Below are 17,730 nucleotides of genomic sequence, written 5' to 3'. Positions count from 1 at the left end.
AAATTTTATAATGTATAGCTTCAAGCATTAAACACCACTAAGCCCATCCGTACCTATATAAGCAATACGCAACATATTTGTTGCTCCAGGAGTACCAAGAGGAAAGCCAGCAGAAATTATGATACGATCTCCAGGCTTTCCAAATCCTGTACTTACAACAACTCGGCAAGCCCGGTTAACCATATCATCAAGGTCAGTAGCATCCTCAGTGACTACACAATAAAGTCCCCAGGAAAGCGAAAGCCTCCGTGCTGTCTGCATAATAGGAGACAAAGCCAAAATAGGTATTTGAGGACGCTCTCGTGCAGCCCGCAAACCAGTCGCTCCAGATGAAGTGTAACAGACAATAGCTGATAAATGAAGAGTTTCAGCAATCTGGCGCGCTGCTAATGAAATAGCATCAGCACCTGTAGCATCTGGTTCAACCTTCTGGTTATATTGGAACCATGGATCAATCTCTACAGAAGAAGCAATACACGCCATAGTTCTAATTGCTTCAATAGGATAATTTCCTGATGCAGATTCAGATGAAAGCATAATGGCATCTGCACCTTCAAATACAGCAGTTGCCACATCAGAAACTTCTGCACGTGTCGGAACAGGAGCAGAAACCATTGATTCAAGCATCTGAGTGGCTACTACTACGGGCTTCCCACACATACGAGAAATATGAATAATTTTTTTCTGTATCCCAGGAACAGATTCAATTGGCATTTCTACTCCAAGGTCCCCTCGCGCTATCATGATGGCATCAGATAACTTAATTATTTCTTCTATACACTTAACTGCCTGAGGTTTTTCTATCTTTGCTAAAAGACCTACACGCCCTTGAGTAATTTTACGAACTTTTATAAGAGACTCTGGATCCTGAATGAAAGATAAGGCTATCCAATCAACTTCACCAGTTTGTAATGCTACATCAAGATCTATCATGTCCTTTTCTGTTAAAACACTTACTGATAAAAGTGTGTCTGGAAGAGAAACACCTTTTCGATCAGAAATTGATGTTCCAGAAATTACTTCACATGTAATAGAATAGTCATTACATGATCTGACACGTAAAACTAACTTTCCATCATCAATTAATAGACGATGCCCTATTTCAATTGATTTAAAAACTTCTGGATGTGGAAAATGAACACGATTTATATCTCCAGGAGAAGAATCTTTATCTAATGTAAAAATTTGTCCTGATGTAAGCATAATCTTAGACTGATCAAACTTTCCAACACGGAATTTAGGTCCTTGAAGATCTACTATGATACCAATCGGGTATCCGTGCCGTGATTCTACTGATCGAATTTTTTTTATAAAATCATACATCATGTCATGGCTTGCATGACTCATATTAATACGGAATAAATCGGCACCCTCTTGATGAAGCTTGTCAACCACTTCTTCAGAGAAAGAGGCTGGCCCCAATGTAGCTACTATTTTAACTTTACGTAGGCTTCTCATTAATGAGAACCTTTTTGAGTAAAAGAAATATCCGAAAGCTGCACCGTCCAGCTAACATGTCGGCCAGTATCATATTCTTTAAAACGGGCTTTTTGGTATCCACGGGTATAACAATCCTTAACACCTACAATTTTAAATTCATTTTGTGCGATACACATGTTAATATCACCTACCCACTTCTCACCGCGATTCGCATCTTCAGCATATAAATAATAATACCTAGATGATAAATCCCCCTGTAATAGGGTTGCACATGTACTTGCAGCCACTTGCCACCACCCTTCTGTTACCCAACCATCGGCCGATGCATATCCTATCGCAACACCTATAAGACTTTTTGTAACATTGCAAACACGAAAGTCAGCATAACTATTGTTAGGGAACAGAAAGCATACTTGAAATACAAAACAAGATATAATCTGATAAATTAAACGCATCTGCAAAAAAATATGACCTTCAGCAAGTTTTTACAACTACCTATCAAATATTCCTCAACTTTTTTAACATATTGCAGAGCAAAAATATCAGTAATTCAATTTTCATAAATAAATATAGCATCATTATGTAGTTAATTTTATATTTAATTGATTAAGAATTATACGAAAAATCAGTTTCTAACTTAATAAAAAATTGTATTTGCAAAATTTCAGCTTACTATATAAACTAATAATTTATACAATATTTTTAACTTAAATAACTGAAAAATAATAAAAGTTTTTAATAATAATATCAAGTATATGTGAAACAAGTTCTGCTTCAATATGATAAAACTTAATTAAATCAACAGCTATGTAATAGCAAAGAGTTGACTGAAAAAAGTTTATACATTTTATAAACTTTACTATTTATCAAACTGCGGCTAATGTGCTACACGTAAGAAAGAAATATTTTATTAAAAGCCTAGTTTAAGATAATATCACAGGAAAGAGAATTAACGATGGCCTTGATTCTGCCTCCTCCCTTAAAAAAGAAATATGAGAATCAATATTCTAAGGTGAGCATGAGCACATTTTCACATGAAAAGATATGGAAAGCAATAGATCAAATAGCAAAACGCCATAACTTGACTCCTTCTGGTCTTGCACGAAAAGCAGGTTTGGATCCTACCTCCTTTAATAAATCCAAAAGGTTGGGCCCAGAAGGACGAAATCGTTGGCCATCTACTGAATCTATTGCTAAAGTTTTAGAAGCAACAGGTGAAAGCATTTATCAATTTCTTGAGTGGGATCTATCAGAAGAACAACTTCTCAAAGAATCTAAGGACAATGATTTTCAAAAATTAAAAACTATACCGTTACTCAATTTTCCGCAAAAAAGTTCTGGAGGTTTTTTTGATAACGGTGGGTTTCCTACAGGAGATCAATGGAGTTCGGTAGAATTTCCTGATATTTCTTGTCCTCACAATGGAATATATGCGATTCAAATCCAAGACGATAGCATGCTGCCGCTTTATCGCAATGGAGATACACTAATCTTAAATGCTGCTGCACAAGTAAATTCTGGTGATCGAATCTTAATAAAACCAAAAGAAGGAGATGTATCAGCTAAAATTTTAATAAACCGCAATGAACGTTCTGTAGACTTAATACCATTGAACTCTTTCAATCCTATTCATACTATTAATATGAAAGACATAGAGTGGATAGCAAGAATTGTATGGGCTAGTCAATAAACAGATTCATCTTAATTAGCTATCTATAATAACTGCAAGAGTATTTTATGTTTTCGTATACGGCGAAAGAAATTTTCTAAATTAATGGTTTAGAGAATGGTTATTCTATAATACGATGCATGAGATTCAAGTAATTACAATTTTTGATTAAATAAATACGATGTCAGTATCTCAAAAAATTAATTATTCTAGAACTTTATATCTTCCTAAGACAGAATTTCCTATGCGTGCAAACTTGCCAACGAGAGAATTGGAATTGATCTCACGGTGGGAAGAAATGAAACTCTCCGAGCAGATTCGCAAAAGCTCTACTGACCGCAAAAAATTCATATTACATGACGGCCCCCCCTATGCGAACGGACATATTCATATTGGACATGCGTTGAACAAGATTTTAAAGGATGTCATAGTCCGCTCGTTTCAAATGAGAGGCTTTGATGCTAATTATCTCCCAGGGTGGGATTGTCATGGGCTTCCAATTGAATGGAAGGTAGAGGAAGAATATCGCAAACAGGGAAAGAATAAAGATGAAATCCCAGTCAACGAATTTCGCCAAGAATGTCGAAAATTTGCAGCTGAATGGGTTAAAATACAATCAACGGAATTTAAAAGACTGGGGATAGAAGGAAATTTCGAAGCTCCTTATACTACAATGACAAAATATGCTGAATCTCAGATTGCAGCTGAACTTTTAAAACTTATCACAACTAATCAGATCTATCGCAGTTCCAAACCAATTATGTGGTCAGTTGTTGAATGTACTGCTCTATCCGAAGCAGAGATTGAATATTACGAAATGGAAAGCGATACAGTTTGGATAGAGTTTCCCATAAAGCAAGGCCCAAGCCATCTCCTCGGAGCAAATATTGTTATTTGGACAACAACACCTTGGACAATTCCTGGAAATCGAGCGATTGCTTTCTCCTCAAACTATGAATACGGTCTTTACAAAATAATAAGTTCGGAAAATACTTTTGGAAACAAACAAGACAGAAAGATAATACTTTCTAAACAATTAGCAGAGCAAACTGCTCTCAAAGCAAAAATAGTTCTTGAATTTATTGATAATATAAAAAGTGAAGAGCTCTCTACAACAACATGTTCACATCCTCTCAAAGACCTTGGTTATGTTTTTTCAGTACCTTTACTTGATACAAACTATGTCAATAATGAAATCGGAACAGGTTTTGTGCATATGGCACCCAGTCATGGAGTCGAAGACTTCGATGCTTGGATCTTAGCAAAGAATGAACTTCAATCTCGTGATATTAATACTCATATTCCATATCCTGTCGATGAAAAAGGTTTTTATACTAAAGATGCTCCAGGCTTTTCTGATTCATGTGTTATCACTGAAACTGGAGAAAAAGGCGATGCAAACGAACGTATAATTTCTGCTTTGATTGTTGCTAATAATCTTCTTATACGTAGTTCTGTGAAACACTCTTATCCGCATTCCTGGCGTTCAAAAAAACCCCTGATTTTCCGTAATACCTCACAGTGGTTTATATCTATGGACAAGGATTTAGGGGATAGTACAACTCTTCGCACTCGAGCTCTTAATGCCTTAGATTCTATAAGATTTTTTCCTTTTTCTGGACAAAATCGTCTGAGAACCATGATCGAAAATCGCCCTGATTGGGTTTTATCACGTCAACGTGTTTGGGGAGTACCTATTTGCTTGTTTTTTAACGAATCTGGAGAAATTCTTCTAGATAATGAAGTAAATTCTCGAATCATTGAAGCTTTTAAAACAGAAGGATCTGATTCATGGTTTGATAAGAATGCTCGCAAACGTTTTCTGGGAAAGAGAGTAGACGAACCATGGATACAATCACAAGATATTCTCGACGTATGGTTTGATTCTGGATCTACACACTCTTTTGTTTTACAAGAATGTCATAATCTTCAATGGCCTGCTGACGTATTCCTAGAAGGATCAGATCAACATAGAGGCTGGTTTCAACATTCTCTATTAGAAAGTTGTGCTACGCGCAATTTATCACCTTTCAAAACACTCATAACTCATGGTTTTACAGTGGATAAAAAAGGTGAAAAAATGTCAAAATCAAAAGGTAACGTAATATCTCCAGATGAAATAATAAACCAATCAGGAGCTGATATATTGCGCCTTTGGGTAATGACCTCCGATTATACAGAAGATCAACGTATTGGAGAAATGATTGTAAGGACTAACATTGACGCATACCGTAAACTGCGTAATACACTGCGCTGGATGGTTGGAATGCTGACACACTATACAGGAAATAACATAGCTCCTTCCGATATGCCTGAGCTTGAACAACTCATACTACACCGATTAACTGAGCTTGATACACTAGTCCGTGAAGGCTATGATAACTTCAATTTTAAGCGTGTTATACGCACTTTGATTGATTTTTCTAACATAGAATTATCTGCTTTTTACTTCGATATTCGGAAAGATGCACTCTATTGTGATTCTCCTTCGAGTATTCGACGTCAATCTAGTCTTATAGTTATAAAACATTTATGCACCTGTCTTGTAACTTGGTTGGCTCCAATGTTACCTTTTACTATGGAAGAAGTCTGGCTATATTTAAACTCAGATACATCTTCTGTACATCTTGAACAGTTCCCTAAAATACCAAAAGAGTGGAATAACGTGCAGCTTGCTGAAAAATGGCAAAAGATACGTGAAGTTCGTAAAGTTGTAACAGGTGCGCTGGAAGTTGAACGTAAAGAAAAACGTATTGGTTCATCGCTAGAAGCTGCACCTATTGTGTATATAACAGATCCAGAATTTTTATCTGCTTTAAAGGGACAGGATTTAGCTGAAATTTGTATAACTTCAAGCATTAGTATTATAAACGATAAAGCTCCTGAAAATTGCTTTCAACTAAGCGAAATTCCTCAAATCGGTGTACAGTCACGTTTAGCTTTAGGAAAAAAATGCGCCCGTTCTTGGAGAATCACACAAGACGTTGGATCTGATCTTACTTACCCTGATGTATCAGCTCGCGATGCAGCTGCTTTGCATGAATTAAACTATCTAGAACCTCAATCTTTTATTCCATAAAAAAATTATAATATCACTTGAATATAAAACATTTTCACAATAAATAACTTATCATTTAAAAACTAAATTAATAATTTTTTGAGTATGTTATAATTTCTATCAGAGAATTTCATCTATTTCCTAGGAAAGTTTGCTATACTTGCTAACTTTTTAGGTCATTCTATATAGTTTTCTATTGGAGAAAAACATTGATTGATGATACTAGATCGAATAACTATACCCCCTCAGAAAATGAAGAATTCATGAACCCTCATCAGCTTGAATATTTTCGTTCAAAGTTAATAGCTTGGAAAAATGATATTATTAGTGAATTAAATGAAACCTTGCAATCTCTTTCTAAAGAAAATATTCATCATCCCGATGATACTGACCGTGCATCTTCTGAAACAGACCGCTCTGTTCAATTACGCGCTCGTGATAGACAACGCAAGCTCATTTCTAAAATAGACGCTGCATTACAGCGCATAAATGACTCAACTTATGGATATTGTGAAGAAACTGGAGAGCCTATTAGTATTAAGCGCCTTAATGCCAGACCGATAGCAACACTTTCAATTGAAGCTCAAGAACGTCATGAACGTTTAGAAAAACTCTACTGCAATGATGTCTTTCCTTGATATGCTAATATATGTAGGCTTATTAAGATAACACCTTTATTCTTTTTAGATTAAAAATAAAAAAGTGTAGGTATACATTCTAATATAAAAGTATCAATACTCTGTATCAGTTTAAAACATAAAATTCGCACGCGTATATATTGATTGCGACTGAACGAAAGTCACCAATTCCTAAGAAGAGATGTTTATATCTGATAATAGAGCATCATTAACTGCCGTGGCTAATTGTTTAAGTGAAAAAGGTTTAGATAAAAAACTGAACTTCGCATCTGTAGTTAAATTGCGAGCAAATGCATCCTCAGCATATCCTGAAACAAAAATAAATTTTAGATTAGGATATTTTTTACGCAATTCCCTTAGCAAAGTTGGACCATCCATTTCAGGCATAACAACATCAGAAACCACTACATCAACATGACCTTGTAATTTATCCATAACTTCTAATGCTTCTATGCCAGAACAAGCCTCATGGACAGTGTAGCCGCGTGCTTCTAACATGCGTTTTCCTCCACGTCGTACAGCACTTTCATCTTCTACAAGCAATACTATAGCAGACTTCCCAGTGAGATCAGTGGGTTCATCTTGTAGATTTACATTGGATGAAAGTTCATTCGAAATAGTTTTTTGATTTTGATTGGAAACCAATGACATCAGTGATTCTTGTTCATAATAACGTGGCAAAAATATACGGAATATAGTTCCTTGGCCTACTTCAGATATTGGGAATATATATCCACCAGATTGATGCACAACACCATAAACCATAGAAAGACCCAATCCAGTTCCTTTCCCCACTTCTTTAGTAGTAAAAAATGGCTCAAATATCTTATCTAGAATATCCGAAGGAATCCCTGTGCCTGTATCTTCTACTTCTATAAGCACCATATCTTCTTTAGGAAGGTCTGAACAATTAAATGAACCTATCTTTTTTGCATCCACATTACGAGTTCTTAAAGTTAGAATGCCTCCTTTAGGCATAGCATGATAGGCATTAACGCATAGATTAACCAATACCTGTTCAAATTGGAATAAATCAGTTTTAACATCCCAAAGATCACGTTCATAGTCTATATATAATTTCACATGTGGTGGCCCAGAAATGAGTTTTTCAATCATTATTCGTAGATTTGTAATTACCTCTGTAAGATTGAGTACTGTTGGACGCATCGTTTGTTTTCTAGAGAAAGCAAGCAATTTACGCACTAGCACTGCAGCACGATTAGCATTATGCTTAATTTCCATAAGATCAGAAAAACTGGCATCTGAAGAACGTGCTTGTAACAGTAAATGATCAGCAGAAAGTAGAATAGCGGTTAATACATTATTAAAATCATGCGCCATTCCTCCAGCCAATGTTCCTACAGCATTTAGCTTTTGAGTTTGAGCCATACGTGTTTCTAAAGCCTTTTGTTCTGTTATCTCAACAGCATAAATTATAGCTTCTTCTTCACGAGCTTCAGTGTTTTGATCAAGAACTGCATTTACATAAAATCGAAAATGACGATTTTCATCCTTTGGATGCAGAGAATCAACAGGAGCTATGTCGCTTTTCTTCTCTTTAGCTTTTTTCAATGCAGTGATCATTTTTTGTTTTTCATTATCATGAATTATAGAAAATATACTCTGGATATTAGTATTATCAGCTATGATGATTCCTGAAAATAATTTAAGAAATGAACCATTAGTACGCAAAATATGACCATTACTATCTATAGATGCTATGGCCATAGGAGTATTATTAAAGAAACGGTTAAAGCGCATAGTTGCTATAGCCCCGTCAGAATCCGCTTCATCACAATTTTGTCGAGCAATGACTATCGTACGGCTTTCTCCAGGGGCATCATCAAATTTTGAAGCAACTCTATGTACAATTCTTACAGGAAAAACATGTCCATCTATACGACGAAAATCTAGATCTAAAGTTACAGTTTTCTGTGATCCTGGCTCGGCTTGAACAGATTGGATAAGAGAAAGTCCTTCTCCAGCGGCAATGTCACCAATAGTTAGAGATCCAGGCTTGAATTGAGCAAGGTCAATACCAAGCCATTCTGCAAGAGTGGCATTAATATAAACAATTTCATCCTTATGGCTTGCTGATATAAATCCAACGGGAGCATGATCAAGATAATTTATCGCGTTTTGTAATTCTTTAAAAAAAAGTTCTTGGTCTTCACGCTCAGTAGTAATATCAGTAAGTTGCCAAACATATAAAAGTTTGTTCTTGTAAAAAGAAAACGGGAGAATACGAGCCTTTAAGCGATACCAATGAGATCCAGAACTTTGTATATTGCCTCCTAGAGGCTTCATCAAACGAAGTTCCTCTCCTCCTTCTTTCCCTTCGCGTAAATTATTAATAAGACGATACAATACCTCACTCGCCTCAGGATTAGAAAACAGAAGGGTTTGCAATGATTTAATTTTTTTATTCCAAAGGCTATCAGTGAGTCGTTTATACGCAGTATTAGCATAAATGACTTGCCCACGTTCATCTGTAATCAATATTCCTTCAGGTTGGCTATTGATGAAAGCCGTTGCTAAAGAATCAATATGCGATTGAGGTATAATTTCAATTAAACCGATTACAGACAAGATAAGGAAAAAAACGCCAATCATCGCAAAAATTCCAAGCACTCCGAGAACAATTCCGTTACCAAGAGAATCTTTAAAAATCACAAACGCAGTAGTAAAAAAAATAAGGATAAGACCCAATACAATAATACGTAGACTTGTTCCTGGATGATGTTCGTATTTAATGAAAGGACGAATAATATCAAGCTGACGTGTTTTTTTGCTCATTTTATCTAATCCAGCACATTATTATTTTAGTATCCATAAAGAATACATATCTTTGATATCTTTCAGAGAAATTTTTTAGAAAACTTGTTCTTGTAAAGATTTTTCTATCTATTAATTTAATTTCTATTACACAATAAAAAAATCTGAACCTAATATAAGGAAGAGAATGTAAAAGATGTTTTTAACTGTATGGGTTAAAAAATTTTAAGATCCTTCAACATAAAGATTATAGATACCTAATTATCAAGCTAAAAGAAAATAAAATTGCCTGACCATTAAGCAACCATTGTCAAATCATCCCTTTACTTGTTTGATTCTAATATCTCATAAAATATGCTGTTCATTTAATAATATTAAAGATATGTAGCCAAGTAGGACATCTTTTCGTATTTGTTCTATCCTGCTGTATGGATGCTGATACCTCTGAGAACTGCCTTTTTCTAACACACCTTGTAGTAAAATTCTAAGACACATTGATAAACATATATCCAGTATCCAGGAAATGCTGCATAATTCAAGATAAGAGTACTGTTCTACAGTGCTTCTGATTTTAGTAATTATGATTTAATAAACGCACAACTCTATAATGATCGTATTGCTCGAAAATTCTTTTACCTCAATAAGGGAAAGCCATATCATACTCATAATAAGAGCAAGAACCCGCCTTATCAATTTATAAGCTTAAACAACTGCCCAAACCAACTTCTATATGTTAACAAGCATAAGCGAGCTATTAAATCTCTTTCTTTTTTACATTCCTGCTTGAATTAACTGACAATAATCTTCATCTTTCTCGCATTTAATACTCGTTTTTTGCTCTAATATAAATGGATTATTCGTTTTTCCATGACCAAAGTATGGATAATAATAAATAGGTATTGTTGATCTGCTAGCAAAATCTTTAATTACAGTTTTAAACATCAGTCTTTTTTCATCACTGGCTGACAAAGTATAAAACTGTCCAAAAACAATTGCTTTAGGCTTAAAATCTTTTTTATAAGTTATTTGATGCAATGTACGATCAAGTTGACGATACGTAGAACCTGTATCCTCCATTAACAATATCTCATTAGGAAAATACTTCTCATAACTTGTAGAGAATAAAGATTGAATCAATGTTAGATTCCCTCCTCCCAATGAACCTGAAACTCCAGATTTAGCATAAGAATTTAAAGGAATAAGCCCATTATATGAAACACCTTTTTTAATAATATCAAAGACCTGATCAAATCCATTATTCATGCTTAACTGTTCTTTTCCATCCTCCTCTTTCTTCTTATAAATATCTGCATTAAAAGCAGCAAGTATACCGTGTATACTTTTCCACCCCACGTTTTTGTTTAAAAAGTAATGAATAGCTGTTACATCACTGAAACCAATGATTATTTTTTTCTTACTTTTTTTTATTTTTTCTAAATTATCAGAAAGATAGGGAAAAAGATTGAGCGCTCCAGAGCCTCCTTGCACAAACCATAGATATTTAACTTGATCGTCTGTTAATGCTTTCACCAAATTCTTACCTCTCTCCCTGTCGAGATTGACGTAACCAAAATCAGACACTTGTTGATTAAGGTATTTTGTGTTTGCGCTATACCCTTTCTCTTTTAAAACATCAATAATATCCTTGATAGAGCCTTCATCATATGCGGAGGAACTTGCAATCAAGTGTATTACTTTAATATCCTCCGCCAGAGCAGAAAAAGACATCGTAAAAAATATAACAGCTATATACTTCATATATAAGAATATGGTTTTTCAACTCCAATCCAATGATTCAAGCCCATCCGATTATATTTCGCAATCCAATACAGCTCTTGCAAAAATATTTTTACTATAAGTCAAATTTTTACTTCATGAAAAAACGACTCATTACTATAAAAAATATATTAAAATCAGACAAAAAAGATATGAACAACTTCATTGAGATAAAGTTAATATCTAGAAAAAATTGTAATCTTTGGGAAAGATATACCACCCTACAAGGGATAGAAAGCTTCTACTAACTTTACATTTTAAAACACAATCTCGCTTATGCAGAATTTTTTAAAAAATCTCTTTCCAATGACAATGCTCAAATAGGGGATCAAATAACCCCTTAAATACTTTGATAAGCATCATAAAAACTTAGTTGTCTCGAGAAGAAATATCTCTTAATACTGCTTGTAGAATACCTCCGGATTTCACATAGGTAAGCTCATCTATCGTATCAATTCTACAAAGAATTGTAATATTTTTTATTGCGCCATCAGAATAATAAATTTTTGCAATTTTCTTATCACGAGGATGAACATCTTGTAAATCTTCGATAGTAATAAGCTCATCACCTTTTATATTCAAAGTTTCCCATGAAGTTCCATCTTCAAAGGTAAATGGTATAATTCCCATACCCACTAAATTCGAACGATGAATCCGCTCAAAAGACTTTGCAATTACAGCGCGAACTCCTAAAAGACAAGGCCCTTTTGCTGCCCAATCACGAGATGAACCATTACCATATTCAGCACCTGCAAATACTATCAAAGGAACTTTTTCTTCTTTATACCGCATTGCGGCATCATAAATAGACATTTCCTTTCCAGATGGATAATGAATTGTATAACCACCTTGCTTCCCTCCTTGACCAAGCATATAATTTCGAATACGGGTATTAGCGAAAGTACCTCGCATCATAACCTCGTGATTACCACGCCGTGTACCATATTGATTAAAGTCAGCAATCTTGACTTCGTTCTTTAAAAGATAGGAACCTGCTGGTGAATCTACCTTTATTGAACCTGCAGGCGAGATATGATCAGTAGTAATTTTATCTCCTAATAAACAAAGAATTCGTGCTTCCCGAATATTTGAGATTTCAAAATTGGATTTTCCCATCTCTAAAAAATAAGGAGGATTTTGCACATAAGTAGAAGTTTTATCCCAAGAATATGTTTGACTCTCTGGAATACTAATATTACGCCAATTAATATCACCATTAAATACATCTGCATACTTCATTTTGTATAAATCACGTGTGACATACTTCATGATGAAATCATGGATTTCATGTGATGTAGGCCAAATGTCTCTGAGATAAACGGGCATGCCAGTATTATCTTCACCGATAGGTTCTTTAATGAGATCTTTTCTTATACTCCCAGAAAGAGCATAAGCTATAACCAAAGGAGGCGATGCTAAATAGTTTGCATCAACATCAGGAGAAATACGTCCTTCAAAATTCCGATTTCCTGATAAAACGCCGACCGTAATCAAACATTTTTCATTTATCTTTTTAGAAATTTCTGGCTCCAATGGACCAGAATTTCCTATACATGTTGTACATCCAAAACCAACAAGGTTAAAACCGAGTATATCAAGGTATTTACTAAGACCCGACTGAATAAGATATTCAGCAACAACCTGTGAACCTGGCGCAAGTGAAGTTTTAACCCAAGGCTTAGACTTTAAGCCTTTAGAAACAGCATTACGTGCTAAAAGTCCTGCTGCTATCATTACAGATGGATTGGACGTATTCGTACAAGACGTTATAGCTGCAATGACTACATCACCATGACCAAGACTAAAATCATGATTTTCTACAGGATATCGACAATCTAACTGATCAGCCTTATTATAGGTTTTATCTATTGCAGAAATAAAGTTAGAGGAAATCTCTTGCAGAGAAACACGCGTTTCTGGACGTTTCGGTCCTGCCATAGATGGAACAACTTCCCCAAGATCAAGTTCCATTTTATCTGTGAATACAATATCCTCATAAGCTATATCTTCACACCACATACCTTGAGCTTTATTATAGGCTTCTACAAGATCAATACGATCTTCATTACGACCTGACATTTTGAGGTAATTTATAGTCTCCCTATCAACAGGAAAAAATCCACATGTAGCACCATATTCTGGAGCCATGTTTCCAATAGTAGCTCGATCAGCGAGAGTCATATTTTCAAGACCTGGACCAAAAAATTCAACAAACTTTGATACAACTCCTTTTTGACGCAACATCTGAACAACTGTCAATACAAGATCTGTTGCTGTAACACCTTCATTAAGCTTGCCTTTTATCTTAAAACCAATAACTTCAGGAAGAAGCATTGATATCGGCTGCCCAAGCATTGAAGCTTCTGCCTCAATACCACCTACTCCCCAACCAAGAACCCCTAAACCGTTAATCATCGTAGTATGACTATCCGTTCCGACACAAGTATCAGGATAAGCTAAGGTTTTTCCATTTTCATCTTTCGTCCATACAGTTTGACCAATATACTCAAGATTTACTTGATGGCAAATACCTGTTCCAGGTGGAACAACACGAAAGTTTTTAAAAGCGTTCTGCCCCCATTTCAGAAAGAGATATCGTTCTTTGTTCCGTTGATATTCTAATTCACGATTACGCGAAAATGCATCTAAATTTCCAAAATAATCAACGATAACAGAATGATCTATCACAAGATCAACTGGTACCAATGGATTTATTTTCTGAGGATCTTCTCCAAGATTAACCATCGCATCACGCATAGCTGCCAAGTCAACCACAGCAGGCACACCGGTAAAATCCTGCATAAGTACACGTGCTGGATGATAGGAAATTTCACTTTCTATAGAACCTTTGTTAACCAACCATTGTGCAACTTCATAAATTTGTTTTTTAGTCACAGACCGTCCATCTTCCCATCTTAAAAGATTTTCAAGTAAAATTTTCATTGAACATGGAAGTCTAGAAATACCGTTCAAACCATTAGCCTCAGCCTTCATTAGACTGTAATAGGTATAGTCAACACCTTTTACTGTCAGTGTAGAACAACAATTAAAACTGTCCAATGATTTAGACATTTATAGACCCTTCATTTTAGATAGGTGATATATATTATATACTAGGTTTATAAACGCTTCTTCTTGCAAATAAAAACCTAAATCATTTTATAGAAATGATTTTACAAACTTCAAGATATTATCTTATAATTAATTTATTGAAAATTTCATAGCGTTTCCTGAAATTCATCTTTTCAGATAAGCGTTTATGAAACTTAATATTCAAAATTCATCTATCAAAAAAGAAAAAATTTTATTTTTACTCATTGATCTTTGAATTGATATATTCATATTTTTATAATCTAATCTCGACAGTTCGCATAGGGAACCAAGGCTTATACTTAAAGAAAATATTTATAATAGATTCCTACTTTTTAGACAAAAAGAACACTTAGAAAATAATTACATAAATCTTTATTCACGAACCTCATATTGAAAAACATATTAATAAAAATAATAGAAGAGAATCTACTATAGAAAATTTTCTATCTTGTAAGAAGTACTTTTGTACTCTATTCAGAAATAACTTTTATCAAGCCTTTAGATCTAAATACTGCATTATCTTTAATCTCATTTATTATTTTGAAAAACTCTATACTACGATCTGTGCCTTGAATTTTTTTTGCTAATTTTTCAATACTATCATTAGGTTGCACTTGTAGAATACGAACATAGAGAGGCTTAAGTTTATTAATTTCATTTGAAGACATACGGTGGAAGCTATTCCTCAATACTTCTGTTGTTGCTTCCAATGCATTACTATCTTTTGGCACCGCAGTAATCAATCGTAATATATATCTTTGATAACTTATGATAGTAACATCAAAACTCCAACGATCAACAAAAGCTTTCGATGTTATAGCATCAAGATCATTAATCTTTACTGACTTAATAGTTTCTAAATTTATTCCCTTAACCCAGCCACTTTTTATATAATTAATGAGAGACATATTGTTGAAATTGTCTATTGTATCGAAGCGAATTGTAACGCCATCATGAGAAACAGCAAGCAATACTTCAGATTTAGTACCCCCTTGAAACCCAAAAGGTATATCAAAACTAATTCCTAAAGTTTTATTAAAAAAAGTCTGGCCAAGTAAAAAACCATTTTCAGGTACATCACTGTACAATAACCCATCTATCCCTAACAAATAATAATCACGACCTCGCTCGCCAACGTTTTCATCCACACTAAAATTAGCAGCAGCAAGACGAATTAACTGAATACGCTGAGGAGTACTCGGATGATTCGCAAGAAAATTAAAATTTTGCTTCGAATCAGCATAAATTAAAGCAAACTTATTATATTCAGACATCAAGCTAAGAAACCGAACTGCAGCATACGGATCATAACCAGCCTTACTAAGCATACGTACACTAGTTGCATCAGCTTGTAATTCTTGATTGCGGGAAAAAGCCGCTAATTGGAGTTTTTTTTGAGCAAACATTTGTTTTTCAGTTATATCAGAAGGAACCATATCTGACATAGCCAATTGATTAAAGCTTTTTTGTTGTTCTTGTTGACGCTCAACACCATGATTAAGAATTATATGTGCCATTTCATGGGCCAAAACCGCAGCAACTTCTGATGCATCATTACAAAGAGCAAGCAGCCCTCTAGTCACATATAAGTTACCTCCAGGAAGCGCAAAGGCATTCACAGAAGAAGAATTAAGAATAATAACACGATACAAATGCTTAGAGCTACCAGAAACTCTTGTCAGTGCACCAACAATTCGTGCCAAAAGAAGTTCAACTTTCTTATTGTGATATTCACCTCCATAGCCTGAAACAATCCTAAAGTGTTGTTCTATATCTAATCTTATTCTAGAATTTTTATCTCTCAATTTTTCTACAATTTGAGGATGTGAAGAAGGGCCTACGACAGACTCAGAGCTTTTATCTTGATAAAAAAACTCATTAAATTGACAGCTAGATAAAACAAATACAAACAAAGACGCGAAAAAATACCTGACGCTCTTCTCCCTAACGAACACTTGTTTAATCCTCTTAAAATTAGGAAACAAACACACCCTTTATACTTTACTCAATCGTCCTTTATGATCTTCAAAACTTCTTTAAATAAAACTTCTTCATTATTTATTAATATCACTTCAGTTTTATTAAAAATTTTAGTTTAATATACAAAGATTTTTTCTCATAAACCTTAAATTTTTTAAAATTTATGTTTATTCTTCTTATAAGAAGAAGGATATTCAATCTTTTAAAATAAGATATATACAAAAAAATATTATACATCATTAATAAATAAAAGAGGTAATCTAACAAATAGATTACCTCTTTATAATTTAAAAAGTTTATAAGATATTATTTTAATTTATTTAACTTTTTATTAATCCCTTCTATTCCCTAAAAACTGAAGAAGAAAAATAAATAAATTTATAAAATCAAGATAAAGAGTCAGAGCACCGATTACAGCCTTTCGATCTATAACATCATCTCTATCATTCCCGAAATACATCTCTTTTACTTTTTGTGTATCATATGCAGTTAAACCAGCAAAAATAATTAAACCAATAGCTGATATTGCAAATTGTAAAGCAGGAGCTCTCAAGAAAATGTTTACCAAAGAAGCTATAAAAATACCGAACAAACCCATAATCATAAAAGATCCAACGGCTGTAAGGTCCTTCTTTGTTGTATAACCAAACAAAGAAAGTGAAGCAAATGCTGCAGAAGTTACAAAAAATGTCTGAACAATACTCTGTCCTGTGTAAACAAGAAATATTGAAGACATCGACAAACCCATTAGCCCTGCATAAATAGCGAAAATAACCTTAGCCGCGTATGCGCTAAGATAATTAATCCTTATATTAATAAAAAATACAAAGAAAACTGGAGCAAGCATTACCAGCCAATGCAAAGGAGATGTATACAATGCCACACCTACATCAGTTAGCATAACCCCACCTCTAAGTGTAGCAGATGCAAGTGACGGGTCTCTTGTTGTTGCAATCAAATTAGTCAAAAACGAAACAACACCAGTTACAGCAAGCCCAAATGCCATAAGGTTATAAACCTTCAACATATACGCGCGCAAACCCTCATCAATTACAACGCCAACCTTAGCGCCTGAGTTTGTCATTTGATTTTGGTAATTACGAAAATTATCCATTCTCATCCTCTTCAAGTCAAATAAGCCTACAGAGCTTTACTTAAACATTCATAAACAAAAAAAACAGCTGTTAAACAGCACCTTAATACTTACTATATAAATAACTTTTCTTTATCCAACATACAAGAGGAAAAAGCATTTTATTTCTATAATTAATGTATAACCCCATATACTTAACTTTTAATAT

The 17,730-nt window shown here is 34.3% G+C and carries 10 protein-coding genes; 3 read left to right on the top strand and 7 right to left on the bottom strand.

Annotation, left to right across the window (positions count from 1 at the left end; genetic code table 11):
* Nucleotides 1-27: 27 nt before the first annotated feature.
* Both pyk and B488_RS00630 read right to left on the bottom strand, forming a co-directional pair.
* Nucleotides 28-1,458, bottom strand: a complete 1,431-nt coding sequence (gene pyk, locus B488_RS00635) for a pyruvate kinase (RefSeq protein ID WP_015272547.1) — start codon at nucleotides 1,456-1,458, stop codon at nucleotides 28-30.
* Nucleotides 1,458-1,895: a DUF1036 domain-containing protein gene (locus B488_RS00630; protein ID WP_015272546.1), complete on the bottom strand. Its 438-nt coding sequence runs from the start codon at nucleotides 1,893-1,895 to the stop codon at nucleotides 1,458-1,460. Before B488_RS00630 ends, pyk begins: the two co-directional genes overlap by 1 nt.
* 563 nt (nucleotides 1,896-2,458) lie before the next feature.
* On the opposite strand from B488_RS00630, the gene B488_RS00625 reads away from it, so the two are divergent.
* From B488_RS00625 to dksA, 3 genes are all read left to right on the top strand, one after another.
* Nucleotides 2,459-3,130, top strand: a complete 672-nt coding sequence (locus B488_RS00625; RefSeq protein WP_015272545.1) for a S24 family peptidase — start codon at nucleotides 2,459-2,461, stop codon at nucleotides 3,128-3,130.
* A 160-nt stretch (nucleotides 3,131-3,290) separates the two neighbouring features.
* Nucleotides 3,291-6,188, top strand: coding sequence for an isoleucine--tRNA ligase (gene ileS / locus B488_RS00620; RefSeq protein WP_015272544.1), 2,898 nt, complete (start codon nucleotides 3,291-3,293; stop codon nucleotides 6,186-6,188).
* Between the two features lie 242 nt (nucleotides 6,189-6,430).
* A complete protein-coding gene (gene dksA / locus B488_RS00615; protein ID WP_015272543.1) occupies nucleotides 6,431-6,805 on the top strand; it encodes an RNA polymerase-binding protein DksA in 375 nt (124 codons plus the stop codon).
* Between the two features lie 171 nt (nucleotides 6,806-6,976).
* On the opposite strand, the gene cckA is transcribed toward dksA, so the two are convergent.
* The 5 genes from cckA to B488_RS00590 form a co-directional block, all read right to left on the bottom strand.
* Nucleotides 6,977-9,601 (bottom strand): cell cycle histidine kinase CckA, encoded by a 2,625-nt coding sequence (cckA, locus tag B488_RS00610; RefSeq protein ID WP_015272542.1) that lies wholly within the window; start codon nucleotides 9,599-9,601, stop codon nucleotides 6,977-6,979.
* Nucleotides 9,602-10,351: 750 nt separating this feature from the next.
* A complete protein-coding gene (locus B488_RS00605; protein WP_210160716.1) occupies nucleotides 10,352-11,308 on the bottom strand; it encodes an LD-carboxypeptidase in 957 nt (318 codons plus the stop codon).
* A gap of 417 nt (nucleotides 11,309-11,725) precedes the next feature.
* The gene (gene acnA / locus B488_RS00600) at nucleotides 11,726-14,428 is read right to left on the bottom strand and encodes an aconitate hydratase AcnA (RefSeq protein ID WP_015272540.1); all 2,703 of its coding nucleotides are present in this window, start codon (nucleotides 14,426-14,428) and stop codon (nucleotides 11,726-11,728) included.
* 491 nt (nucleotides 14,429-14,919) lie between these two features.
* Complete coding sequence (locus tag B488_RS00595; protein WP_015272539.1) at nucleotides 14,920-16,362, bottom strand: M48 family metalloprotease; 1,443 nt, start codon at nucleotides 16,360-16,362, stop codon at nucleotides 14,920-14,922.
* A gap of 398 nt (nucleotides 16,363-16,760) precedes the next feature.
* The gene (locus B488_RS00590; RefSeq protein ID WP_015272538.1) at nucleotides 16,761-17,543 is read right to left on the bottom strand and encodes a Bax inhibitor-1/YccA family protein; all 783 of its coding nucleotides are present in this window, start codon (nucleotides 17,541-17,543) and stop codon (nucleotides 16,761-16,763) included.
* Between the last annotated feature and the right edge of the window lie 187 nt (nucleotides 17,544-17,730).

This window comes from Liberibacter crescens BT-1, assembly GCF_000325745.1.
GTDB classification, from domain to species: Bacteria; Pseudomonadota; Alphaproteobacteria; order Rhizobiales; family Rhizobiaceae; genus Liberibacter; species Liberibacter crescens.
Note: the sequence above shows the minus strand (reverse complement) of the source record. Positions and strands in the feature narration are given on the sequence as shown.

Coding starts and splice junctions, on each gene's coding strand:
- B488_RS00630 (WP_015272546.1), bottom strand. CDS start 1,895: ATGCGTTTAATTTATCAGATTATATCTTGTTTTGTATTTCAAGTATGC.
- dksA (WP_015272543.1), top strand. CDS start 6,431: ATGAACCCTCATCAGCTTGAATATTTTCGTTCAAAGTTAATAGCTTGG.
- ileS (WP_015272544.1), top strand. CDS start 3,291: ATGTCAGTATCTCAAAAAATTAATTATTCTAGAACTTTATATCTTCCT.
- B488_RS00590 (WP_015272538.1), bottom strand. CDS start 17,543: ATGGATAATTTTCGTAATTACCAAAATCAAATGACAAACTCAGGCGCT.
- cckA (WP_015272542.1), bottom strand. CDS start 9,601: ATGAGCAAAAAAACACGTCAGCTTGATATTATTCGTCCTTTCATTAAA.
- B488_RS00605 (WP_210160716.1), bottom strand. CDS start 11,308: ATGTCTTTTTCTGCTCTGGCGGAGGATATTAAAGTAATACACTTGATT.
- pyk (WP_015272547.1), bottom strand. CDS start 1,458: ATGAGAAGCCTACGTAAAGTTAAAATAGTAGCTACATTGGGGCCAGCC.
- acnA (WP_015272540.1), bottom strand. CDS start 14,428: ATGTCTAAATCATTGGACAGTTTTAATTGTTGTTCTACACTGACAGTA.
- B488_RS00625 (WP_015272545.1), top strand. CDS start 2,459: ATGAGCACATTTTCACATGAAAAGATATGGAAAGCAATAGATCAAATA.